The sequence below is a fragment of the Viridibacillus sp. KH_047 genome (assembly GCF_057838945.1).
On the sequence record NZ_CM174479.1, the window covers coordinates 4054792 to 4079163 of the forward strand.

Consider the following 24372-nt stretch of genomic DNA (forward strand, 5'->3'; position numbering starts at 1 on the left):
AAAGAGGTACATCTATGAAGAAAATACTCTTAACAGGTTTCGAACCTTTTTTACATTACAATGTGAATCCAACTATGAAAGTAGTAAATCAATTTAACAATGAGATAATCAATGACTTTGAAATCCATTCAGAAATATTAGTAGTTGATTTCAATCAATCCGCTACACAATTTAAAAAGTTAATTGAAGAAGTACAACCAGATATCATCATTTCACTTGGTTTAGCAGGTGGACGATTTAAAATTACACCTGAAAGAATTGCGATCAATACAAAAGATGGCGAACCTGATAATTCAGGTTATACCCCAATTGATGAAACAATCTATCCAGATGGAAATGACGCTTATTTTACTAATCTACCTATTCGCCAAATGGTAAATCAACTCTTAGAAAAAGGATATCCAGCGGAAATTTCCAACTCAGCAGGGACTTATCTATGTAATAACATCATGTATGAAGGTTTACAATATGCGCTTTCTAAGGATAGCAATATTCTTTCTGGATTTATCCATATTCCAGCTTCACATGAACTAGCTATTCAGCATGGCAAAATCCCAAGCTGGTCATTAGACGATTTAACAGAAAGTATTCGTATCTGTATCGAGGTAGCTACCGCTTCAAATAACTGATTGTTAGATTAGTTTTCTTTCAAACTCGCATAGACTTTTCAGAAATCATCACTTTCCTGGAATGTTCAGTTATTCTGAAAAAGAATTTGTATGATTTTCAGGATTAATAACTTCTTTTAAAAATAAATCTACACTTACTTATATCATCTTAAGTATATAAATAAAAAAGCAAATCATCTAAATTAGATGGTTTGCTTTAGCTAAAATTTAGTCATTAATCGTTGCAATGAAATCAGTTAGCCTTGTAAAATCTGTTAAATTTTCATTACATACCGCGCTATCTACGCAAATATAGTTTCCTCTTTTTACATAGGTGCCTACCGCTTTACCCTTTTTAGAGCTCATGAACATTCCAACTGATTGATGCTGGTTACAAATAGCACAAAATCCCTTTTTACTAGATTGGCTAAAGACGCCTCGGATACTTTTAATGTTGTTACCATTTCTATATACAATATATTTACGGTTAGTTCCTGAATCGAACCAACTTAAATAAGAAATTTCAGTCCAATCTATATTTTTCAAATCTGGGACTTTCAATTTTTTATCCTTTGGGAAGAGCTTTTTAAGTTCTTTTTCAGTTAGCTTCTCAAATGGAGTAACGTAAACTTTTATATTTTCAATAAATTTTTCAAGCTGATCCTTCGTTTGTATAGTTACGATTTGCTTCACTATGCTACTGCTATCTTCATCTAATCCAATGAGTTTCTCATTAATACTCTCCATAACTAGCGCCTGTAACGCCTGAAGGACATGCCCATCATTAGTGTTCGCATAGGCATTCGCTATTTTCTTAGCCTGCTTCTTGACGAACTGGTATTGCTCTACATTCATAAAGGGTTCCATTCGTATCACTTCCTTTGTATTCAACTTACTACAAATATTTCAGGTATACAATTGGGGATTATTTTTATAATTAAACTCTACATAAAAATAGCTGCTAGTTGTCATAGCAGCCATTACGACTTATTTTGTATAAATGATTTTTTTTATTGTTTCTACAGATAAATTATATTCCTCAGCTAAGTTTGTTAAAGATGATCCACTTCGGTATGCATCTCGTATCTGTACATTTCGTATAGAGAGCCGTTTACGCTCACCAGTATGAACTCCCCATTTGACCCTGTTTTTTTCTGGCTTGGGGATATAGAGTAAATCTCCTTGTACATACTGTTGAAGTTCAGCTAATAGTTTTTTCGGAATAATATCCTGTGCATTCACATATCTCATTGGAACTCGCTCCTCCACTATCATAATTGAAGTTTAGAGCAAAGCATTTCAATGAATAATATGACATGCAACGGCGATGATACTTTAATCACCCCATGCAAAGAATCGCCAAATTATTATTAAAAGGCTTTGCATGAGTTCTTGTAGTAGTTGGTAAATATTTTTCATATCCCACCCTAATCACATCCTTTTATAAATTGGACGATACGATAGATCAATATTGATTCACACAATATTTTACACCGTTAAGGGACAGTTTTGCAATTTCTTGTTTGTTTGATTTGACTGCTGACTGTTTACTTCACCTGTGAAATTCTCTATTAAAGAGATGATAAAATGTTTAATTAACTTGAGATAAAACTATTTCCCGGGAAATAATTTATGAAACTTAGGGCCTTAATACATACCATTATATGATTTTAATTATGTTATGTACCTTATATTAAATCGTATCGTAACATCTTTACTTATATAGGAGTATAAAAACGAAAAAAGCATCTTCAGCTTAACTTTCTGAGGATGCTTTTCGCATATATATTACTTCATTTTTTATCCTTAGTATCGATCATGAATGTTGTAATGATGAATAAGCCAAAGCTTACTAATAAAATTGTTCCGCCTACGATATAAAAGACTAATGCGAATGTTTCGTTCACGTTAAATGGTTTTAGTGCGTTTAACCACATACCGAGCGTTAAACCAATAGAGCCAATAATTGCAGTCCATCCATGAGCCATTACTAATTTAGCAGATTTCACTTTATACACGCGATAGAACATACCCCAAGAGAATACTGATAACCAACCTACTAATAAAATATGAACATGAATTGGACGGAATTGATAACTACCAGAACCCGCCATATGCGAACCTAATCCAGCTCCAATCAAACCAAAAATTGCTGCTATACGAATTAAGCGTAAACTCCATTTTGCCTCCATAATGTCATTCCCCCATAGAATTTTTTATTACTATGGTAGTAATATTACTTTGTCAATATGAACACCACATGAACAAATCGTTACAAATGAGGTATATGATTTTAAAAGTGGTGCTTTTATTCAATACGCATTACCCTAATATCGTCTTTAGACAGCTTTATAACCTGTTTGATAATGTTGGCCTAGTTTTTTTATTCGGGCTGTTTCAGCTCTATAAAAGCGTTTAAATAGATGTGTGTTTAACTCATCGTTATAGTTAAGTTAATCTACTCTTCTTCAATCTATGCAAATATAGAAATTAAAACAATTAATATAATTGGACCGAAAATACAAGTAATGGCAGTAGGCCGAGCCATATTTATCGTCCAACCAACACCAAATCGCTTCTCTACAAAGACCGATGGATCATTACGATTAAAATATATAAGACCACCTATCCAGTACTGGTCCTCGTCTACATCTGTAACACCAGAAGCCGAATAATTAGTCTTTTTATCTTCTCCTAAACTACTCAACTTCACTGCAAAAGCAATTACTCCAGTAATTGTGATAAAAATGAAACTAATGAACATGATAAGCATCACACTCTCACTTACTAGATCGCTATGAATTATTGTCAATTGTAAGAAACTAAAAAGAATTGTTATTAACATGGTCATTAAAAACATTAACCAACTCGAATACTTTCTCATCGCCAGTTGCTGTCGAATGGATTGCTGCGTTCTAGTCGCACTAATTTTAATGCCCGAACGACGTGTTAACTCAATAATACCTGCAAACATAATCTGCATCACTAATAAAATGAGTGGTAATGCAATTACTGAAAATCTATTTTTATCTGTAAAGGCATCCGGCTGACCGTTAGGCCCCCAATGCGTTGCAATTTTTTCAGGAAGTAGTGGATATTGCAGATAAGTGTAAATAATTAAGCCGCCTACTACAAAGATTGGTAGTAAAAAATAGAATATCGGCAACATTTCATCACGTGCCCGTACGGACCAGTCTGTTACCTTTACTTGTTTCAGGTCTGCTCCCCATTCCTCCACTTTTTTCAACTTCGTAATTTTATTATGCAATATAAAATACATTACCATACTTATACCGATCAATATAAATTGTAGGGTTATTCCCACAATAATGGTTAACTCATCATTCACGTTACTATTTAATTCCCACAAAACATAACCCGCCACTATAATGATCAGAGTACCTAAAAGTGTTAAAGTATATATCTTTTTAGATGCTTTCACAATAGGGTGATGGACTTGCTGATCTGGTACGGTTACACCAAAAACAATCGTCTCTTTAATCCAATATGGTACAAATGCTTGTAGTAAACCAATCGAAGCGAACATAACTAATGAAAAAATATATCCATCCATTTCCTATAGGCCCCTTTATGACAAGTTTTTTATTAGTTTTTGCACAAGTTGTTGTAAATCTTGTGCCCCTAATCCAACGACCAGCCCTTCTGCAACCACAGGTCGTAGCATTCTCTCAACTTGTTGTATTTGCGCATTTGTCACACCTAAATCATTTGGCCCTGTAACAACTGCACCAGACTTTGGGATAATGCGTATCATACCCTTCTTCTCTAATTCATGATAACTCTTATTAACCGTATGCATATTTACACCTAAATCAGCTGCCAATGCTCTAACCGATGGTAAGGACTCTCCAGACTTCAACTGTCCACTGGCAATACCTTCAATAATTTGCTGCGTTAGTTGCGTATATATTGGCACATCTGATTGTGGTTCAATTTGCAGAAACATACGTATCACTCCATTCTGTTCTACATTTATTATAACAAACAGTAGTAATACCTACAATTTAATCAATGTAAAAATTTCATTTGTCGATTTATCAGCCGTTAACTTATCAAAATTTTTATCAAAAGGGTTCATATAGCCATGACTTTTATTCACTAGGCGAGTATAAACTTGATTTTTTTGTTGTAATTGCTCAAGAATTATTTGAGGGTTGAAAGATTTTTCTTTTTCAGCAAAATAAACGACAGTAGGAACTTTAGGGCTAATATGTAAGTATTGGCGAATACGCGATCCATAAAAAGCGAAAACAGCTGATACTGACTTTTCACTACATAACCATGCCAACGTTGCACCAATACTGAATCCAACAATATAAATATCCTCATAAAGTTGTTTTTGTTCATTTATAATTTGCTCAACTATTAACTGAGCCTTTTCAAACCCTACTTCTATCATAAAGTATGTATATGCTTCCGCTTCTTCTGAATAACGAAAAGGTTTTCTATCAAGTAAATTAGGAACTATTACATCAAAGCCTGTATCATTAAAAATAGCTTTATAATACTCCATATGATTGTTAACCCCATAAATTTCATGGAGTAAAATAACTAATGGTTTTTTTATTGTCATAATAATTCACCAGTCTTTTTGAATATATTATATCAAAAATCACATCTAAACTAAAATATGGAAATTACTAATCTTATGCCTATACGACCGCTTAGAGACCTTATTTTTAGCAATAAAAAAAGCACAACTGATTAAATCAGCTGTGCTTTAATGTGCCTAGCAACGTCCTACTCTCACAGGGGGAAACCCCCAACTACCATCGGCGCTAAAGAGCTTAACTTCCGTGTTCGGCATGGGAACGGGTGTGACCTCTTTGCCATCGTCACTAGACTATATTAGAGAACTTGTTCTCTCAAAACTGGATAAATTACATTGAAGTTTGTTAAGTAAAATTTGGTTAAGTCCTCGATCTATTAGTATTCGTCAGCTCCGTATGTCGCCACACTTCCACCTCGAACCTATCTACCTCATCGTCTTTGAGGGATCTTACTTACTTGCGTAATGGGAAATCTCATCTTGAGGGGGGCTTCATGCTTAGATGCTTTCAGCACTTATCCCGTCCACACATAGCTACCCAGCGATGCCCTTGGCAGAACAACTGGTACACCAGCGGTGTGTCCATCCCGGTCCTCTCGTACTAAGGACAGCTCCTCTCAAATTTCCTACGCCCACGACGGATAGGGACCGAACTGTCTCACGACGTTCTGAACCCAGCTCGCGTACCGCTTTAATGGGCGAACAGCCCAACCCTTGGGACCGACTACAGCCCCAGGATGCGATGAGCCGACATCGAGGTGCCAAACCTCCCCGTCGATGTGGACTCTTGGGGGAGATAAGCCTGTTATCCCCGGGGTAGCTTTTATCCGTTGAGCGATGGCCCTTCCATGCGGAACCACCGGATCACTAAGCCCGTCTTTCGACCCTGCTCGACTTGTAGGTCTCGCAGTCAAGCTCCCTTATGCCTTTACACTCTACGAATGATTTCCAACCATTCTGAGGGAACCTTTGGGCGCCTCCGTTACTCTTTAGGAGGCGACCGCCCCAGTCAAACTGCCCGCCTGACACTGTCTCCTACCCCGCTAAGGGGCATGGGTTAGAAGTTCAATACATCTAGGGTAGTATCCCACCAACGCCTCCTCCGAAGCTGGCGCTCCGGAATCTCTGGCTCCTACCTATCCTGTACAAGATGTATCAAAATTCAATATCAGGCTACAGTAAAGCTCCACGGGGTCTTTCCGTCCTGTCGCGGGTAACCTGCATCTTCACAGGTACTATAATTTCACCGAGTCTCTCGTTGAGACAGTGCCCAGATCGTTACGCCTTTCGTGCGGGTCGGAACTTACCCGACAAGGAATTTCGCTACCTTAGGACCGTTATAGTTACGGCCGCCGTTTACTGGGGCTTCAATTCGCACCTTCGCTTGCGCTAAGCACTCCTCTTAACCTTCCAGCACCGGGCAGGCGTCAGCCCCTATACGTCACCTTACGGTTTTGCAGAGACCTGTGTTTTTGCTAAACAGTCGCCTGGGCCTATTCACTGCGGCTCTCTCGGGCTTTCACCCTACTAGAGCACCCCTTCTCCCGAAGTTACGGGGTCATTTTGCCGAGTTCCTTAACGAGAGTTCTCTCGCACACCTTAGGATTCTCTCCTCGACTACCTGTGTCGGTTTGCGGTACGGGCACCTTTTACCTCGCTAGAGGCTTTTCTTGGCAGTGTGAAATCAGGAACTCCGGACATACGTCCTCGTCATCACAGCTCAACGTTATAGAAATGGGATTTGCCTCATTTCACGCCTCACTGCTTGAACATGCATAACCAACAGCATGCTTACCCTATCCTACTGCGTCCCCCCATTGCTCAAATGGTAAATAGGTGGTACAGGAATATCAACCTGTTGTCCATCGCCTACGCCTATCGGCCTCGGCTTAGGTCCCGACTAACCCTGAGCGGACGAGCCTTCCTCAGGAAACCTTAGTCATTCGGTGGACGGGATTCTCACCCGTCTTTCGCTACTCATACCGGCATTCTCACTTCTAAGCGCTCCACCAGTCCTTCCGGTCTGACTTCACAGCACTTAGAACGCTCTCCTACCACGGACATCTAAGATGTCCATCCACAGCTTCGGTGAATTGTTTAGCCCCGATACATTTTCGGCGCAGCGTCACTCGACCAGTGAGCTATTACGCACTCTTTAAATGATGGCTGCTTCTGAGCCAACATCCTGGTTGTCTAAGCAACGTCACATCCTTTTCCACTTAACAATTACTTTGGGACCTTAGCTGGTGGTCTGGGCTGTTTCCCTTTTGACTACGGATCTTATCACTCGCAGTCTGACTCCCGTGCATAAATCACTGGCATTCGGAGTTTGTCTGAATTCGGTAATCCGGGATGGACCCCTAGTTCAAACAGTGCTCTACCTCCAGGATTCTCTATCACGAGGCTAGCCCTAAAGCTATTTCGGAGAGAACCAGCTATCTCCAGGTTCGATTGGAATTTCTCCGCTACCCACACCTCATCCCCGCACTTTTCAACGTACGTGGGTTCGGGCCTCCAGTAAGTGTTACCTTACCTTCACCCTGGACATGGGTAGATCACCTGGTTTCGGGTCTACAACCACATACTCATTCGCCCTATTCAGACTCGCTTTCGCTACGGCTCCGTCTTCTAAAACTTAACCTCGCATGTAATCGTAACTCGCCGGTTCATTCTACAAAAGGCACGCTATCACCCATTAACGGGCTCTAACTACTTGTAGGCACATGGTTTCAGGATCTATTTCACTCCCCTTCCGGGGTGCTTTTCACCTTTCCCTCACGGTACTGGTTCACTATCGGTCACTAGGTAGTATTTAGCCTTGGGAGATGGTCCTCCCAGATTCCGACGGAATTTCACGTGTTCCGCCGTACTCAGGATACACTCAAGAGAGAATGAACTTTCAACTACAGGGCTGTTACCTGCTCTGGCGGGCCTTTCCAGACCGCTTCATTTAACTCATTCCTTTGTAACTCCATATAGAGTGTCCTACAACCCCAAGAGGCAAGCCTCTTGGTTTGGGCTATTCCCGTTTCGCTCGCCGCTACTCAGGGAATCGATTTTTCTTTCTCTTCCTCCAGGTACTTAGATGTTTCAGTTCCCTGGGTCTGCCATCAAGACGCTATGTATTCACGTCAAGATACTGCTCCATTACGAACAGTGGGTTCCCCCATTCGGAAATCTCCGGATCAAAGCTCACTTACAGCTCCCCGAAGCATATCGGTGTTAGTGCCGTCCTTCTTCGGCTCCTAGTGCCAAGGCATCCGCCATGCGCCCTTAATAACTTAACCTAAAAGTTAGTTATTAAGCCTAAAAAACTTAATAATAAAAAATGTGTTACTTAATTTGCTTCAATGTCGTTTTATCCAGTTTTCAAAGAACAAGGTTTTGAAGATCATTTTACAATGAGCCTTCAAAACTGAACGCAAGACGTTAATCGACAGATCCAAGATCTGTTTCCGTAATTATCCTTAGAAAGGAGGTGATCCAGCCGCACCTTCCGATACGGCTACCTTGTTACGACTTCACCCCAATCATCTATCCCACCTTCGGCGGCTGGCTCCATAAAGGTTACCTCACCGACTTCGGGTGTTACAAACTCTCGTGGTGTGACGGGCGGTGTGTACAAGGCCCGGGAACGTATTCACCGTGGCATGCTGATCCACGATTACTAGCGATTCCGGCTTCATGTAGGCGAGTTGCAGCCTACAATCCGAACTGAGAACGATTTTATGAGATTAGCATACCCTCGCGAGTTAGCGACTCTTTGTATCGTCCATTGTAGCACGTGTGTAGCCCAGGTCATAAGGGGCATGATGATTTGACGTCATCCCCACCTTCCTCCGGTTTGTCACCGGCAGTCACCTTAGAGTGCCCAACTTAATGATGGCAACTAAGATCAAGGGTTGCGCTCGTTGCGGGACTTAACCCAACATCTCACGACACGAGCTGACGACAACCATGCACCACCTGTCACCAATGTCCCCGAAGGGAAAACTCTATCTCTAGAGCGGTCATTGGGATGTCAAGACCTGGTAAGGTTCTTCGCGTTGCTTCGAATTAAACCACATGCTCCACCGCTTGTGCGGGCCCCCGTCAATTCCTTTGAGTTTCAACCTTGCGGCCGTACTCCCCAGGCGGAGTGCTTAATGCGTTAGCTGCAGCACTAAGGGGCGGAAACCCCCTAACACTTAGCACTCATCGTTTACGGCGTGGACTACCAGGGTATCTAATCCTGTTTGCTCCCCACGCTTTCGCGCCTCAGTGTCAGTTACAGACCAGAAAGTCGCCTTCGCCACTGGTGTTCCTCCAAATCTCTACGCATTTCACCGCTACACTTGGAATTCCACTTTCCTCTTCTGCACTCAAGTCTCCCAGTTTCCAATGACCCTCCACGGTTGAGCCGTGGGCTTTCACATCAGACTTAAGAAACCACCTGCGCGCGCTTTACGCCCAATAAATCCGGACAACGCTTGCCACCTACGTATTACCGCGGCTGCTGGCACGTAGTTAGCCGTGGCTTTCTAATAAGGTACCGTCAAGGTACGTTCAGTTACTAACGTACTTGTTCTTCCCTTACAACAGAGTTTTACGATCCGAAAACCTTCATCACTCACGCGGCGTTGCTCCATCAGACTTTCGTCCATTGTGGAAGATTCCCTACTGCTGCCTCCCGTAGGAGTTTGGGCCGTGTCTCAGTCCCAATGTGGCCGATCACCCTCTCAGGTCGGCTATGCATCGTTGCCTTGGTAGGCCGTTACCCCACCAACTAGCTAATGCACCGCGGGCCCATCTAGTAGTGACAGCCGAAACCGCCTTTCAGCATTTTGCCATGTGACAAAATGGATTATTCGGTATTAGCCCCGGTTTCCCGGAGTTATCCCAATCTACTAGGTAGGTTGCCCACGTGTTACTCACCCGTCCGCCGCTAAATCAGAAGAAGCAAGCTTCTTCATCATTCGCTCGACTTGCATGTATTAGGCACGCCGCCAGCGTTCGTCCTGAGCCAGGATCAAACTCTCCATAAAAGTAGTTTGAAAGCTCATTAGCTTTGCTAGCGTATCATCCGAAGATGATATCTATTTTTTGTTTTGATCCACCAACAGAGTTGATGTTCAAAAACATTTATTGATTAACGTCTTGCATGTTCAGTTTTCAAGGTTCATTTTGTCGTGCTGTTTTGACGACTTTTAAATCTTAACATTTATATCTTCAACTGTCAACAACTTTTTTGAAAAAGTTTTAATCGAAAGTAAAGTTATTAAGTTTTGCTCAGTACGTCTTAGCGACAATTAATATAATACAACACATTAGATATAACTGTCAACACTTTATCACAAAAAAATATAAGGGAGATTTTTTTGTTTATAAAAACTGTTCGTAAAGAGGCGTACCTATGCAGTTAGAGCAACATTCTAGGTATTTATCTAGGGATGAACCCCTTATTGTATAAGGCTTAATCTTAATCCTATTACTTTATATTAATTTCTTTGTGCGTATAAGAGTGTATCGAATAGTATTAAAGAAAAATATTAAAGAGACTATAATACTTTATACATTCGATCATTCTTATTTAAAAGAGATTTTCATGAAATCACTTTTATCTTATTTTGAAAATGAACCCATTTTATTTAGAGGCACCAGAAAAAATTAAAGAACAATTACCCCTGTTCTATCAAATGCTTTTATTATTATCCGACCTGGAACAAATGAATTTAGATCATTTGTTAGACATCGTAGAAATAAGTAAGCTTTATTTCCTATACTCAGAAAGAATGAACCTAACATAGATGAAGAAAATCTTTCAACCGTGAAGGTACTTCTTTATTCTATAACATTAGCTCCTACACCCTTATTAAAAGAGGCTGTCAGAAATCTTCTCATTCAAAGATTATTGCTTAAGGACGTATGGTTAAATCTCGTTAGATGAAGCATTAGATAACAAATTGCACCGATGAGCGGCAGACATTTAAGACCTAGGTAACTAAATAAGCATTAGAACATGAACGTTCCAAATCAGATAATAACAACACAAAACATACTCCCTTATCTCACTCGTCTTAAAAGTTGAATGGACAGTTGCAATGGAGTACTAAATATCTCAATCATTATTTGAGTTGATTTAAATTGTTTTATGCTATAAAACAAAGGAAAGCAAAATAATAATTGTCTAATTTCAGTAAATAGTAACCTAAGATAAGCCCAATTTATCGGTTATAACCTAGAGTAGCGTTGTCTTGTATTAAAAATCAAAGAATTCAGAGTCGATTATGTAGGTATGGGGTTATTGCTCTAATTGATAAAAACAGAACCACTTATTAAATACATATAAAAAGAGTTCATTCGCTCTTATACATTTGAAATAGAAACTACCCACCTCTCATTACTTTAGAGAACTATATGAATATAAACAAAACTGAGTATATAAAGCTTGATAATTTTTATGTTGATAAGAGCAGACTAGTGTATTTTGACTTCAAAAAGTAAAAAAACCTCTATAACTACATTCGATTTCCCTAAAATCAAACTTTGGACAAAATTTTTTCTTTGAGTACTAATATCACTTTATTTGATATACAGCCCTTGAACAGACTATAAAATATGAGTCCATATCTCGAGGCAGTAGTTCATAAAGCGTCGTATCTCATATCTACTATTAATTAGGGACGATCTACTTCTATTGTAGATTGGGTGCCCGTTGTCATCATATACAAAAAGAATGACATGCCCACAGTCGAAAAAATGTAAAAGAATTCGTTAAGTCTTCTATAAAAGGGAAAGTAAAGTAATGACTTGGTATTTAAAGAGATATACTTATATGTTTCTAGGGCTTATGAATTTATAGAATACTTTTGTACGTGGTTTGATCAATCTAAAGAAAATGTCCCTGCTTTACTAAGGAAGCACTTTATGCATTTTAAAAAGATGCCGATATTCCCGAATTGACGAAAGTTACAAAAACATCTAAAAACCAGAAATTCGAAGTTTTAATTTCTTCAATATCCATATTCAATTGTTTTTTCAAAAGGCATCAATAACCGTAGGAGCATGCTTTAACGAAATACGTTCGCCTTTAAAAGCTACGCCCAATTCCGATTGAAAATTGTAATATCCAATGCATACAAAGTGTGTGATAAATTACCGATATGTTTTAATGAATTACTGAACGCTTTACTCAACCCACCATCTATCGAATGTATGTTCTTGTATCGATTATACTAAGATTTCAAATATCAACATTTAGCTTTAACAGAGCTTATTGTTAAATTTCACTTTAATGGTTCAAAGTTAAATGTTCAGATGATTAAAAATAGCAATAATAGATGTTGTTTCTAAGGAGAGCTTACAAAACCTATGCAAAGGAAAAGGGAATTGAGCATTACAGAATCAAATCAAACGATGACAAGCACGTTATTAAAGATTTGTATCACTTCCATAATGTAAATGGTCTTCACTCTCGTTTGGATAGATCGAAGGGAGTTTTACAATGTGAATGACAGAAAAATGATGGATATGGCTTTAAAGAATATCGTAATACCAACATTGAGAGAACAAGGATTCAAGGGTTCATTCCCGCATTTTAGAAGAGGCAACGAAAACAATATAGATTTGATTACGTTTCAATTCAACAAATGGGGAGGTTCATTTGTTGTTGAATTAGCATCTTGCCCGAAAGATGGAACAACATTGTCGTGGGGTGAGAAAATCCCACCTAATAAAGTTAATGCTCATCATATAAATGAGCGTTTTAGGTTAGGAGCAAAGTCTTTAGAAGAGGATGGGATATGGTTTAATTATGAAAAAGCCAATTCCGAAGAAGACTATTCCAAAGTTGCTGTAAGTGTACTAAATCAACTTAAAACATCTGATACATATTGTATTTCTTCTCTTTTAAGATAGTTTTTATTTTAGGAAGTTCCTTAGAAACAGGAACTTCCTCATTTTCCATCAATTTATCAACAAAAAAAAACACAACTGATTAAATCAGCTGTGCTTTAATGTGCCTAGCAACGTCCTACTCTCACAGGGGGAAACCCCCAACTACCATCGGCGCTAAAGAGCTTAACTTCCGTGTTCGGCATGGGAACGGGTGTGACCTCTTTGCCATCGTCACTAGACTATATTAGAGAACTTGTTCTCTCAAAACTGGATAAATTACATTGAAGTTTGTTAAGTAAAATTTGGTTAAGTCCTCGATCTATTAGTATTCGTCAGCTCCGTATGTCGCCACACTTCCACCTCGAACCTATCTACCTCATCGTCTTTGAGGGATCTTACTTACTTGCGTAATGGGAAATCTCATCTTGAGGGGGGCTTCATGCTTAGATGCTTTCAGCACTTATCCCGTCCACACATAGCTACCCAGCGATGCCCTTGGCAGAACAACTGGTACACCAGCGGTGTGTCCATCCCGGTCCTCTCGTACTAAGGACAGCTCCTCTCAAATTTCCTACGCCCACGACGGATAGGGACCGAACTGTCTCACGACGTTCTGAACCCAGCTCGCGTACCGCTTTAATGGGCGAACAGCCCAACCCTTGGGACCGACTACAGCCCCAGGATGCGATGAGCCGACATCGAGGTGCCAAACCTCCCCGTCGATGTGGACTCTTGGGGGAGATAAGCCTGTTATCCCCGGGGTAGCTTTTATCCGTTGAGCGATGGCCCTTCCATGCGGAACCACCGGATCACTAAGCCCGTCTTTCGACCCTGCTCGACTTGTAGGTCTCGCAGTCAAGCTCCCTTATGCCTTTACACTCTACGAATGATTTCCAACCATTCTGAGGGAACCTTTGGGCGCCTCCGTTACTCTTTAGGAGGCGACCGCCCCAGTCAAACTGCCCGCCTGACACTGTCTCCTACCCCGCTAAGGGGCATGGGTTAGAAGTTCAATACATCTAGGGTAGTATCCCACCAACGCCTCCTCCGAAGCTGGCGCTCCGGAATCTCTGGCTCCTACCTATCCTGTACAAGATGTATCAAAATTCAATATCAGGCTACAGTAAAGCTCCACGGGGTCTTTCCGTCCTGTCGCGGGTAACCTGCATCTTCACAGGTACTATAATTTCACCGAGTCTCTCGTTGAGACAGTGCCCAGATCGTTACGCCTTTCGTGCGGGTCGGAACTTACCCGACAAGGAATTTCGCTACCTTAGGACCGTTATAGTTACGGCCGCCGTTTACTGGGGCTTCAATTCGCACCTTCGCTTGCGCTAAGCACTCCTCTTAACCTTCCAGCACCGGGCAGGCGTCAGCCCCTATACGTCACCTTACGGTTTTGCAGAGACCTGTGTTTTTGCTAAACAGTCGCCTGGGCCTATTCACTGCGGCTCTCTCGGGCTTTCACCCTACTAGAGCACCCCTTCTCCCGAAGTTACGGGGTCATTTTGCCGAGTTCCTTAACGAGAGTTCTCTCGCACACCTTAGGATTCTCTCCTCGACTACCTGTGTCGGTTTGCGGTACGGGCACCTTTTACCTCGCTAGAGGCTTTTCTTGGCAGTGTGAAATCAGGAACTCCGGACATACGTCCTCGTCATCACAGCTCAACGTTATAGAAATGGGATTTGCCTCATTTCACGCCTCACTGCTTGAACATGCATAACCAACAGCATGCTTACCCTATCCTACTGCGTCCCCCCATTGCTCAAATGGTAAATAGGTGGTACAGGAATATCAACCTGTTGTCCATCGCCTACGCCTATCGGCCTCGGCTTAGGTCCCGACTAACCCTGAGCGGACGAGCCTTCCTCAGGAAACCTTAGTCATTCGGTGGACGGGATTCTCACCCGTCTTTCGCTACTCATACCGGCATTCTCACTTCTAAGCGCTCCACCAGTCCTTCCGGTCTGACTTCACAGCACTTAGAACGCTCTCCTACCACGGACATCTAAGATGTCCATCCACAGCTTCGGTGAATTGTTTAGCCCCGATACATTTTCGGCGCAGCGTCACTCGACCAGTGAGCTATTACGCACTCTTTAAATGATGGCTGCTTCTGAGCCAACATCCTGGTTGTCTAAGCAACGTCACATCCTTTTCCACTTAACAATTACTTTGGGACCTTAGCTGGTGGTCTGGGCTGTTTCCCTTTTGACTACGGATCTTATCACTCGCAGTCTGACTCCCGTGCATAAATCACTGGCATTCGGAGTTTGTCTGAATTCGGTAATCCGGGATGGACCCCTAGTTCAAACAGTGCTCTACCTCCAGGATTCTCTATCACGAGGCTAGCCCTAAAGCTATTTCGGAGAGAACCAGCTATCTCCAGGTTCGATTGGAATTTCTCCGCTACCCACACCTCATCCCCGCACTTTTCAACGTACGTGGGTTCGGGCCTCCAGTAAGTGTTACCTTACCTTCACCCTGGACATGGGTAGATCACCTGGTTTCGGGTCTACAACCACATACTCATTCGCCCTATTCAGACTCGCTTTCGCTACGGCTCCGTCTTCTAAAACTTAACCTCGCATGTAATCGTAACTCGCCGGTTCATTCTACAAAAGGCACGCTATCACCCATTAACGGGCTCTAACTACTTGTAGGCACATGGTTTCAGGATCTATTTCACTCCCCTTCCGGGGTGCTTTTCACCTTTCCCTCACGGTACTGGTTCACTATCGGTCACTAGGTAGTATTTAGCCTTGGGAGATGGTCCTCCCAGATTCCGACGGAATTTCACGTGTTCCGCCGTACTCAGGATACACTCAAGAGAGAATGAACTTTCAACTACAGGGCTGTTACCTGCTCTGGCGGGCCTTTCCAGACCGCTTCATTTAACTCATTCCTTTGTAACTCCATATAGAGTGTCCTACAACCCCAAGAGGCAAGCCTCTTGGTTTGGGCTATTCCCGTTTCGCTCGCCGCTACTCAGGGAATCGATTTTTCTTTCTCTTCCTCCAGGTACTTAGATGTTTCAGTTCCCTGGGTCTGCCATCAAGACGCTATGTATTCACGTCAAGATACTGCTCCATTACGAACAGTGGGTTCCCCCATTCGGAAATCTCCGGATCAAAGCTCACTTACAGCTCCCCGAAGCATATCGGTGTTAGTGCCGTCCTTCTTCGGCTCCTAGTGCCAAGGCATCCGCCATGCGCCCTTAATAACTTAACCTAAAAGTTAGTTATTAAGCCTAAAAAACTTAATAATAAAAAATGTGTTACTTAATTTGCTTCAATGTCGTTTTATCCAGTTTTCAAAGAACAAGGTTTTGAAGATCATTTTACAATGAGCCTTCAAAACTGAACGCAAGACGTTAATCGACAGATCCAAGATCTGTTTCCGTAATTATCCTTAGAAAGGAGGTGATCCAGCCGCACCTTCCGATACGGCTACCTTGTTACGACTTCACCCCAATCATCTATCCCACCTTCGGCGGCTGGCTCCATAAAGGTTACCTCACCGACTTCGGGTGTTACAAACTCTCGTGGTGTGACGGGCGGTGTGTACAAGGCCCGGGAACGTATTCACCGTGGCATGCTGATCCACGATTACTAGCGATTCCGGCTTCATGTAGGCGAGTTGCAGCCTACAATCCGAACTGAGAACGATTTTATGAGATTAGCATACCCTCGCGAGTTAGCGACTCTTTGTATCGTCCATTGTAGCACGTGTGTAGCCCAGGTCATAAGGGGCATGATGATTTGACGTCATCCCCACCTTCCTCCGGTTTGTCACCGGCAGTCACCTTAGAGTGCCCAACTTAATGATGGCAACTAAGATCAAGGGTTGCGCTCGTTGCGGGACTTAACCCAACATCTCACGACACGAGCTGACGACAACCATGCACCACCTGTCACCAATGTCCCCGAAGGGAAAACTCTATCTCTAGAGCGGTCATTGGGATGTCAAGACCTGGTAAGGTTCTTCGCGTTGCTTCGAATTAAACCACATGCTCCACCGCTTGTGCGGGCCCCCGTCAATTCCTTTGAGTTTCAACCTTGCGGCCGTACTCCCCAGGCGGAGTGCTTAATGCGTTAGCTGCAGCACTAAGGGGCGGAAACCCCCTAACACTTAGCACTCATCGTTTACGGCGTGGACTACCAGGGTATCTAATCCTGTTTGCTCCCCACGCTTTCGCGCCTCAGTGTCAGTTACAGACCAGAAAGTCGCCTTCGCCACTGGTGTTCCTCCAAATCTCTACGCATTTCACCGCTACACTTGGAATTCCACTTTCCTCTTCTGCACTCAAGTCTCCCAGTTTCCAATGACCCTCCACGGTTGAGCCGTGGGCTTTCACATCAGACTTAAGAAACCACCTGCGCGCGCTTTACGCCCAATAAATCCGGACAACGCTTGCCACCTACGTATTACCGCGGCTGCTGGCACGTAGTTAGCCGTGGCTTTCTAATAAGGTACCGTCAAGGTACGTTCAGTTACTAACGTACTTGTTCTTCCCTTACAACAGAGTTTTACGATCCGAAAACCTTCATCACTCACGCGGCGTTGCTCCATCAGACTTTCGTCCATTGTGGAAGATTCCCTACTGCTGCCTCCCGTAGGAGTTTGGGCCGTGTCTCAGTCCCAATGTGGCCGATCACCCTCTCAGGTCGGCTATGCATCGTTGCCTTGGTAGGCCGTTACCCCACCAACTAGCTAATGCACCGCGGGCCCATCTAGTAGTGACAGCCGAAACCGCCTTTCAGCATTTTGCCATGTGACAAAATGGATTATTCGGTATTAGCCCCGGTTTCCCGGAGTTATCCCAATCTACTAGGTAGGTTGCCCACGTGTTACTCACCCGTCCGCCGCTAAATCAGAAGAAGCAAGCTTCTTCATCATTCGCTCGACTTGCATGTATTAGGCACGCCGCCAGCGTTCGTCCTGAGCCAGGATCAAACTCTCCATAAAAGTAGTTTGAAAGCTCATTAGCTTTGCTAGCGTATCATCCGAAGATGATATCTATTTTTTTGTTTTGATCCACCAACAGAGTTGATGTTCAAAAACATTTATTGATTAACGTCTTGCATGTTCAGTTTTCAAGGTTCATTATGTCGTTTTGTTTTGACGACTTACATATCTTATCATCCTTTTTGCATTATTGTCAACACATTATCATAAAAAAGTAATAGGGGATTTTTTTAGTGTTAATAAAAAATGAGCGGGAGCGTTGATATGATGCGGAAAACTATCATTTTTAGTAGTTTTATTTTGGTTGTTTTTTTATTATTTATACCTACGAAAGAGAAACTTTTAGAAGTTTTTAATGTAACAGATAGTCCAGAGGTTATCGCAAAAGGTACTTATGGTCAAACGTTAACAATTGATGTTTCATTCGGGGATCAGGAACTGGAGCAATGGGTAAAGGCTTTGTCTCCCCCTTATCCTCTATTACTATTAGATAAGGATTGGATTAATCGTTCCCCTGCGATTTTACAATTAATTAAAGAGAAAAGGATTCCTACTGGATTATTAGGAAAAGAGAGCACATATTATGAAAATAACCTACTGGCCTTGGAGGAAGAAATCGCTATTTATGAAAAGCATTTTGGCGTAAAGCCATTATGGTTTAGAACAAAGGACCAACTATTCCCTAGTGATATGCGTCAACATTTATGGCAAGAACAAATTAATATGCTCGGATCTTCTAAAGTATGGACGAACGATAAACTACCTATACTTGTAAAAGGAGATATTATTACTGCTCCTATGCATCAAAAGGAACGTATAAGTTTTAAAAAAATTGATGAATTGCGCGCTAAATATGAATTCTCTACTTTAGAAAAGACGATCTTTGGCTACGAAATAAAGGATAAGAAGTTCCCTTAAGCGAGTTTTTACTCCGAAGAGAGATAACACTTTCTATTATCCACTAATATAAAGTATGTTATATGCGTCTCATGATTATGAGTTGAATATTAATGTTTTTCTACAAAAAAAGTGATGTCCATCTATATAAGGACATCACTTTACTTATTACTTTACTTTAGATGCTTCGGCTAATCGGCGTGCTTTACGACGTTCTTCCAATTTTAATCGATCTTCATCTGATTTTGCATTATACTTCGGCAGAATTAGTAATTGGAAAGCATTAACCGCTAAAAGAGGGAATAGTAATAACGTTACGTATTCATCTCCACCGTCAGTACGTACCCATAACGCGATTAACCATTCTAGAGTGGTTACAACAATCATGAAAAATAAGGCTGGAACGAGAACATGTTTCTTTGTTAGCCTTGTCTTTTGAATAGCTGTTGCAATTGATCCTGCCAATAAGACAAGCAATAAAACTATATACAATAACCAATCTTGAGCAGTATGAGCATATGGTTTGAAGCGGAACAATACTAAATCAACTAAAGTAACAACTATAATTAGCATTTGTACCCAATTCCATAATGTTAAAGAACGGAAAATGTTTACTCCAATTTGATGTACAGTTAAATATGCAAAGAATCCCATTTGTGCAATAACACTCATTGTAAAACCTAAAATAATAAACCAAATAATTCCTGAAAAGAACTCTGCCCATTCTCCATTTGAAAAATGCACAGCATAAAAATCGTTCCATCTAATGAATAAACTAAAAACTCCTGTAATGGAACCACCGATCAACATTGCATTTAAGAAAAATTTAAACCAATTTCGTATCGTCACGACTAAAAGTCCTCCGTTTATAAAAACAATTTCTTGTTTCATTCTAACAACGAATCCGCAAAAAATCTATTTCTCCTGCAAATCAATACATATTACTTCGTTAATTGTGAACAATAATTGAAAGCAATATGAAGAAAGTGAGGGATTAGAATGGCCAAAAGGATCGTCTTTTCATTTTGCTTCATCGTTTTCTTGGCAGGTTGTTCTGCAAGCACACAAAGTACTCAGTCTTATGATGAAGTAAAGAAGATAATGCTCGATGCACTGCAATCTGAAGATGGCAAAAAAGCAATACGACAGCTTCTAGAAGATAACAGCTTTCGGGATTTAGTTATATTGGAAAATGAAGAGGTAAAAAAAGCAATTGAGGAAACATTGCTATCGAAAAAAGCTGAAGAATATTGGAAGAAACAGTTTGAAGATCCAAAATTCCGTGAAACATTTGCTAAAAGTATGAAGAAGGAACAAGAAGGCGTTATGAAGGACTTAATTAAAGACGCTTCATTCCAAAAAGATCTTGAACAATTTTTTGGTCAGCCCGATATGCAAAAACAGCTTGAGAAGATTTTGAAATCAGCCAATTCAAAAGAAAATTTGGAAAAAATTATTGCAGAAACAATTGAAAGCCCACTTCTACAAGAAAAATGGCTAAAACTTATTCAATCTGCTGGTGAATCAGCTGGTGGTGGAGAGAAATCTAAGGGCGGTAAAAGTGGCAATGAATCCAGTGGAGATAAAAAGAAACAAGAGGGATAATATTCGGCATACAAAAGAAGAAGCGGGTGCCTTTAAAAGGTGCCCGCTTCTTTTTTGATTATTTTTCTAACTTTCCAATTACGTTACGTGCGATATCAAGATAAATTTGGCCTGTAGAGTGATTTTTCGCATAAACAGATGGTGCGAAATCAACGTCATTCCAGTCAGGTTGACCTAATGGAATCTGACCAAGTAATTCTGTACGAAGCTCTTCAGCCAATTTCGGGCCGCCGCCTTCACCGAAGACAAATTCACGTTCGCCTGACACTTTCGATTGGAACCAAGACATATTCTCAATAACACCAAGGATGTTATGATTTGTTTTAATCGCCATTGCTCCTGCACGAGCTGCTACGAATGCAGCAGTTGGATGAGGTGTTGTCACAACGATTTCATTTGATTCAGGTAGCATTTGGTGAATATCGAGTGCAATATCTCCTGTACCTGGAGGTAAGTCCAAAAGTAAGTAGTCAAGCTCGCCCCATTCTACATCACGGAAGAATTGGTCCAACACTTTTCCAAGCATTGGTCCACGCCATACTACCGGAGCGTTATCTTCAACAAAGAAGCCCATAGAAATCATTTTCACACCTAAACGATCAACCGGAATAATACGATTTTCTTCTACCACTGGCATTGTTTGTACACCCATCATATCAGGCACACTGAAGCCATAGATATCAGCATCAATTAGGCCAACTTTTTTACCAAGACGCGCAAGCGCTACAGCAAGGTTAACTGATACTGTTGATTTACCTACACCGCCTTTACCTGAAGCAATTGAAATGAATTTTACATTATTAAGTGGAGATAATACATCTTGTGCTTCTGCTCTTGTAGCTGTACCACGGAATTGCTCTAAAGTCTCTTGCGGAAGCTCTTCAAAACGAATACCTACCGTTTCCACTCCAGCGTTTTTAAGTGCATCTACAACTTGCATTTGTAATTGCATTTGCTCTGGAGTGCCAGTTTTAGCAATTGCCACTTTCACACTTACATGGTTTTTTTCTTCTTTTATTGAGACATTCGTAATACCGTTTGTTTCTGCTAATGTTTTATGTAAAAAAGGATCTTTTAGTTCTCCGACTAATTCACGGACTTGTTGCTCATTAATCACAATAGACACTCCTCTAGTAAATATCTTTTTTCGAATTTTAGTATATCATAAAGGGTATGAATTAGGTTTACGAGTTGCATTATTCAATATTAATCTCAAAATATTGCTCAATCCCCTGGACAATTGCATCTGCCATTTGATCTTGGTATTTCGGTGAAGTAAGTAATTTCTGTTCTTCTGGATTACTGATAAAGCCTGTCTCTATTAGTGCAGAAGGCATCGTAGCTTTTTTCAATAAATACACTTGCTTTATAGACAGTGCTTCTCTTTTAGTATTCTTCAAATTCTCTCGTATAGAAGACTGAATTTCTTTTGCCAAAAACTCACCGCCAGGATGTCCATTTGCATGGTAGAATACCTGAGCACCTCTCCACTTTGTTTCTGGAATTGCGTTGGCATGAATAGTTATAAAGAGATCTGGTTTTTGTTTAGCTACAAGTCGTTCTCTCAAGAAAATATCTTCTTTTTTACGTTCTCGTAATGTATTGTAAGTTTGATCAGAGGCATGTTCAGCAATAACATCACCACTTTTAGTACGTGTCATAAATACAGTCGCACCTTTTTTCTTCAGCCTCTTCTCTACCTTTTGTGCAATGGCAAGAGTGATATCTCTTTCAATAATATCCCCTTTAGACGCACCGCCATCTATCCCACCATGTCCAGCATCTACTACTATTTTCACTCCGCCTAGTGTTTCTGCAATGAAAAATCCACGATCTGATGCTTTTACTCCATATACAACAAATAGTATACAGCAAAGTAAAATTGTCCCTAAAATAAGCCACCGCTTCAAATAACGACACCGCCCTTTTGCATTAATATATGCCCTATGCTTGGACGATATGTCGTAATGATAAGCTAATATAAAATCATTTATATAATACCTAGTATTTTAGAACAAAAAAACCGCCCCATAAAAATGGGACGGTTTGAATTCGCATAAACGAATGATTAACGTTTTGAGAATTGAGGTGCACGACGAGCGCCGCGAAGACCTGGCTTCTTACGTTCTTTCATACGTGGGTCACGAGTAAGTAGACCTGCTGATTTAAGTGCTGGACGGAAATCAGGATCAACTGTTAGTAATGCACGTGCAATACCGTGACGGATTGCGCCAGCTTGACCTGTGTATCCACCACCATTCACGTTAACGTGAATGTCGTAGCTTCCAACTGTTTCAGTTGCTACTAATGGTTGTTTAATAATTTCGCGTAAAGCTGCGAATGGGACGTAGTTTTCAACGTCGCGATTGTTAATAACGATATTTCCTTCGCCTGGTACTAAACGTACGCGAGCTACAGAACTTTTACGACGACCTGTGCCGATATATTGAACTTGTGCCAAGGGTATTTCCTCCTCTAATGATTATCCGCGAAGCTCATATGCTTCTGGTTTTTGTGCTGCGTGTGGGTGTTCTGCTCCAGCGTATACGTGAAGTTTAGTGAACATTTGACGACCTAAAGAGTTTTTAGGAAGCATCCCTTTGATAGCTAATTCTAGCATTTGTTTTGGATATTTTTCTTTCATTTCACCTGCAGTACGAGTTTTTAAACCACCTGCAAATTGAGTGTGACGGTAATAAATTTTATCTTGTAATTTGTTACCTGTTAATTCGATTTTACCAGCGTTGATAAGGATTACGTGATCCCCAGTGTCAACGTTTGGTGTGAAAATTGCTTTATGTTTACCGCGTAAGATAGCAGCTACTTCAGAAGCTAAACGACCAAGAGTTTTGCCTTCTGCATCAACTACTAACCATTTACGCTCTACTTCGTGACCTTTAGCCATGAATGTTGTACGCATGTTAGTATCCTCCTACTAATTGTTTCTATTTTCTGTTCCAATTGTTTTCTTTATCCACAACACTATAAGATTCGGGGCTTATCGAGTGGGGTAATGAAAATACCATATGTCATAATATAACGAATAACAACTTTTGTCAAGTGCTTAACCAAAAACACCTGGAGATGTTGCTTCAGTCGTTATAGAACACAGATTCTAAGTACAATCCGTGTGGTGGCGCGGTTTTACCGGCATTTCCTCGATTCATTGAAGCAATAATTGAGGCTAGTTCATCAGCTTGGCGTTTACCAATTCCGACTTCCCATAAAGTACCTGCAATAATTCGCACCATATTATACAAAAAGCCGTTTCCTTCAATTGTCATATGCAATTCTTCACCATGCCATTCAAAGTCTAACTTTGCAACAGTACGCACTTTATCTTTCACACTTGTATTGGCTGCACAAAAGCATGAAAAATCATGTGTCCCTAGAATATACTGTGCTGCTTCTTGCATAGCCATAACATTTGGCTTCACACCATTGGTAGGTGTCGCATAAAAACGTCTAAAAGGGCTCTGTACGGCTTCACACGACCAGATATAGCGATATCGCTTTCCATGGACGCTAAACCTCGCGTGAAAGTCATCAGACACCTCTTCTATTTGAACAATTCGGATGTCTCTCGGTAATTGGACGTTTAATGCTTGTGCATAACGATCAAGAGGAATGGACAGTGTCGTATCAAAATGGATTACTTGGCCGGTTGCATGCACCTTAGCATCTGTTCTCCCACTTGCTGTCACCTGGACAATCTCATTTTTATGCATGACGGTAAGTACTTTCTGAAGCTCTTCTTGCACTGTACGCTTCTCAGGTTGCACTTGGTAACCTGAGAAATTCGTTCCATCATATGTGATTGTAGCTTTCATTCTTCTTTTCATCGTTAT

Annotated in this window: 16 protein-coding genes, 6 rRNA genes and 1 pseudogene; 5 read left to right on the forward strand and 18 right to left on the reverse strand. The window is 41.0% G+C overall.

Annotation, left to right across the window (positions count from 1 at the left end; all coding sequences use genetic code 11):
- Nucleotides 1-14: 14 nt before the first annotated feature.
- A complete protein-coding gene (gene pcp, locus AC3IS5_RS19820) occupies nt 15-629 on the forward strand; it encodes a pyroglutamyl-peptidase I (RefSeq protein ID WP_489425928.1) in 615 nt (204 codons plus the stop codon).
- A gap of 207 nt (nt 630-836) precedes the next feature.
- Here pcp and AC3IS5_RS19825 read toward each other — a convergent pair whose 3' ends face one another.
- From AC3IS5_RS19825 to AC3IS5_RS19865, 9 genes are all read right to left on the reverse strand, one after another.
- Nucleotides 837-1475 carry a FusB/FusC family EF-G-binding protein gene (locus AC3IS5_RS19825; protein WP_489425929.1) on the reverse strand — a complete coding sequence of 213 codons (639 nt, stop codon included), beginning with the start codon at nt 1473-1475 and terminating at the stop codon, nt 837-839.
- Nucleotides 1476-1595: 120 nt separating this feature from the next.
- Nucleotides 1596-1859, reverse strand: coding sequence for a CD3324 family protein (locus tag AC3IS5_RS19830; protein ID WP_489425930.1), 264 nt, complete (start codon nt 1857-1859; stop codon nt 1596-1598).
- Between the two features lie 542 nt (nt 1860-2401).
- The gene (locus tag AC3IS5_RS19835) at nt 2402-2800 is read right to left on the reverse strand and encodes a hypothetical protein (RefSeq protein WP_489425931.1); all 399 of its coding nucleotides are present in this window, start codon (nt 2798-2800) and stop codon (nt 2402-2404) included.
- A gap of 281 nt (nt 2801-3081) precedes the next feature.
- Nucleotides 3082-4182: a DUF1648 domain-containing protein gene (locus AC3IS5_RS19840; RefSeq protein ID WP_489425932.1), complete on the reverse strand. Its 1101-nt coding sequence runs from the start codon at nt 4180-4182 to the stop codon at nt 3082-3084.
- Nucleotides 4183-4197: 15 nt separating this feature from the next.
- The gene (locus AC3IS5_RS19845) at nt 4198-4575 is read right to left on the reverse strand and encodes a GntR family transcriptional regulator (RefSeq protein WP_053418565.1); all 378 of its coding nucleotides are present in this window, start codon (nt 4573-4575) and stop codon (nt 4198-4200) included.
- A 51-nt stretch (nt 4576-4626) separates the two neighbouring features.
- The gene (locus AC3IS5_RS19850) at nt 4627-5202 is read right to left on the reverse strand and encodes a dienelactone hydrolase family protein (protein ID WP_489425933.1); all 576 of its coding nucleotides are present in this window, start codon (nt 5200-5202) and stop codon (nt 4627-4629) included.
- Between the two features lie 154 nt (nt 5203-5356).
- Nucleotides 5357-5472 (reverse strand): 5S ribosomal RNA (gene rrf / locus AC3IS5_RS19855).
- A 63-nt stretch (nt 5473-5535) separates the two neighbouring features.
- Nucleotides 5536-8465, reverse strand: a 23S ribosomal RNA gene (locus AC3IS5_RS19860).
- Nucleotides 8466-8649: 184 nt separating this feature from the next.
- Nucleotides 8650-10202, reverse strand: a 16S ribosomal RNA gene (locus AC3IS5_RS19865).
- The 16S, 23S and 5S rRNA genes sit together here, the layout of an rRNA operon.
- A 2310-nt stretch (nt 10203-12512) precedes the next feature.
- Here AC3IS5_RS19865 and AC3IS5_RS19870 point away from each other — a divergent pair.
- Together AC3IS5_RS19870 and AC3IS5_RS19875 are read left to right on the forward strand one after the other, a co-directional pair.
- Nucleotides 12513-12656, forward strand: a pseudogene (locus tag AC3IS5_RS19870) (IS1595 family transposase); the annotation flags it as partial.
- Nucleotides 12657-12663: 7 nt separating this feature from the next.
- Nucleotides 12664-13074, forward strand: a complete 411-nt coding sequence (locus tag AC3IS5_RS19875) for a DUF4304 domain-containing protein (protein ID WP_489425934.1) — start codon at nt 12664-12666, stop codon at nt 13072-13074.
- A 102-nt stretch (nt 13075-13176) separates the two neighbouring features.
- On the opposite strand, the gene rrf (AC3IS5_RS19880) is transcribed toward AC3IS5_RS19875, so the two are convergent.
- From rrf (AC3IS5_RS19880) to AC3IS5_RS19890, 3 genes are all read right to left on the reverse strand, one after another.
- Nucleotides 13177-13292, reverse strand: a 5S ribosomal RNA gene (gene rrf, locus AC3IS5_RS19880).
- A gap of 63 nt (nt 13293-13355) precedes the next feature.
- Nucleotides 13356-16285 (reverse strand): 23S ribosomal RNA (locus AC3IS5_RS19885).
- A gap of 184 nt (nt 16286-16469) precedes the next feature.
- Nucleotides 16470-18022, reverse strand: a 16S ribosomal RNA gene (locus AC3IS5_RS19890).
- Nucleotides 18023-18286: 264 nt separating this feature from the next.
- Here AC3IS5_RS19890 and AC3IS5_RS19895 point away from each other — a divergent pair.
- On the forward strand, nt 18287-18940 hold the full coding sequence (locus AC3IS5_RS19895) for a hypothetical protein (RefSeq protein WP_489425935.1): 654 nt from the start codon (nt 18287-18289) through the stop codon (nt 18938-18940).
- A gap of 147 nt (nt 18941-19087) precedes the next feature.
- Here the strand turns inward: AC3IS5_RS19895 and AC3IS5_RS19900 are convergent, their stop codons facing one another.
- Nucleotides 19088-19768, reverse strand: a complete 681-nt coding sequence (locus AC3IS5_RS19900) for a KinB-signaling pathway activation protein (protein WP_489425936.1) — start codon at nt 19766-19768, stop codon at nt 19088-19090.
- 150 nt (nt 19769-19918) lie between these two features.
- Between AC3IS5_RS19900 and gerD the strand changes: the two genes are divergently transcribed.
- Entirely contained in the window at nt 19919-20524 is a 606-nt protein-coding gene (gene gerD, locus AC3IS5_RS19905; protein WP_489425937.1) for a spore germination lipoprotein GerD, read from the forward strand.
- 58 nt (nt 20525-20582) lie between these two features.
- On the opposite strand, the gene AC3IS5_RS19910 is transcribed toward gerD, so the two are convergent.
- From AC3IS5_RS19910 to truA, 5 genes are all read right to left on the reverse strand, one after another.
- Entirely contained in the window at nt 20583-21641 is a 1059-nt protein-coding gene (locus AC3IS5_RS19910; RefSeq protein ID WP_053418559.1) for an Mrp/NBP35 family ATP-binding protein, read from the reverse strand.
- A 79-nt stretch (nt 21642-21720) separates the two neighbouring features.
- On the reverse strand, nt 21721-22434 hold the full coding sequence (locus AC3IS5_RS19915) for an N-acetylmuramoyl-L-alanine amidase (RefSeq protein WP_390395078.1): 714 nt from the start codon (nt 22432-22434) through the stop codon (nt 21721-21723).
- Nucleotides 22435-22592: 158 nt separating this feature from the next.
- The gene (gene rpsI, locus AC3IS5_RS19920) at nt 22593-22985 is read right to left on the reverse strand and encodes a 30S ribosomal protein S9 (RefSeq protein WP_038179136.1); all 393 of its coding nucleotides are present in this window, start codon (nt 22983-22985) and stop codon (nt 22593-22595) included.
- 21 nt (nt 22986-23006) lie between these two features.
- Entirely contained in the window at nt 23007-23444 is a 438-nt protein-coding gene (gene rplM / locus AC3IS5_RS19925; RefSeq protein ID WP_053418557.1) for a 50S ribosomal protein L13, read from the reverse strand.
- Nucleotides 23445-23616: 172 nt separating this feature from the next.
- Nucleotides 23617-24366, reverse strand: coding sequence for a tRNA pseudouridine(38-40) synthase TruA (truA, locus tag AC3IS5_RS19930; RefSeq protein ID WP_489425938.1), 750 nt, complete (start codon nt 24364-24366; stop codon nt 23617-23619).
- Between the last annotated feature and the right edge of the window lie 6 nt (nt 24367-24372).

Excerpts from the sequence above, each read along its gene's own strand:
- pcp (WP_489425928.1), top strand. The coding sequence starts at position 15 with ATGAAGAAAATACTCTTAACAGGTTTCGAACCTTTTTTACATTACAAT.
- AC3IS5_RS19825 (WP_489425929.1), bottom strand. The coding sequence starts at position 1,475 with ATGGAACCCTTTATGAATGTAGAGCAATACCAGTTCGTCAAGAAGCAG.
- AC3IS5_RS19830 (WP_489425930.1), bottom strand. The coding sequence starts at position 1,859 with ATGAGATATGTGAATGCACAGGATATTATTCCGAAAAAACTATTAGCT.
- AC3IS5_RS19835 (WP_489425931.1), bottom strand. The coding sequence starts at position 2,800 with ATGGAGGCAAAATGGAGTTTACGCTTAATTCGTATAGCAGCAATTTTT.
- AC3IS5_RS19840 (WP_489425932.1), bottom strand. The coding sequence starts at position 4,182 with ATGGATGGATATATTTTTTCATTAGTTATGTTCGCTTCGATTGGTTTA.
- AC3IS5_RS19845 (WP_053418565.1), bottom strand. The coding sequence starts at position 4,575 with ATGTTTCTGCAAATTGAACCACAATCAGATGTGCCAATATATACGCAA.
- AC3IS5_RS19850 (WP_489425933.1), bottom strand. The coding sequence starts at position 5,202 with ATGACAATAAAAAAACCATTAGTTATTTTACTCCATGAAATTTATGGG.
- AC3IS5_RS19895 (WP_489425935.1), top strand. The coding sequence starts at position 18,287 with ATGATGCGGAAAACTATCATTTTTAGTAGTTTTATTTTGGTTGTTTTT.
- gerD (WP_489425937.1), top strand. The coding sequence starts at position 19,919 with ATGGCCAAAAGGATCGTCTTTTCATTTTGCTTCATCGTTTTCTTGGCA.
- rplM (WP_053418557.1), bottom strand. The coding sequence starts at position 23,444 with ATGCGTACAACATTCATGGCTAAAGGTCACGAAGTAGAGCGTAAATGG.
- truA (WP_489425938.1), bottom strand. The coding sequence starts at position 24,366 with ATGAAAAGAAGAATGAAAGCTACAATCACATATGATGGAACGAATTTC.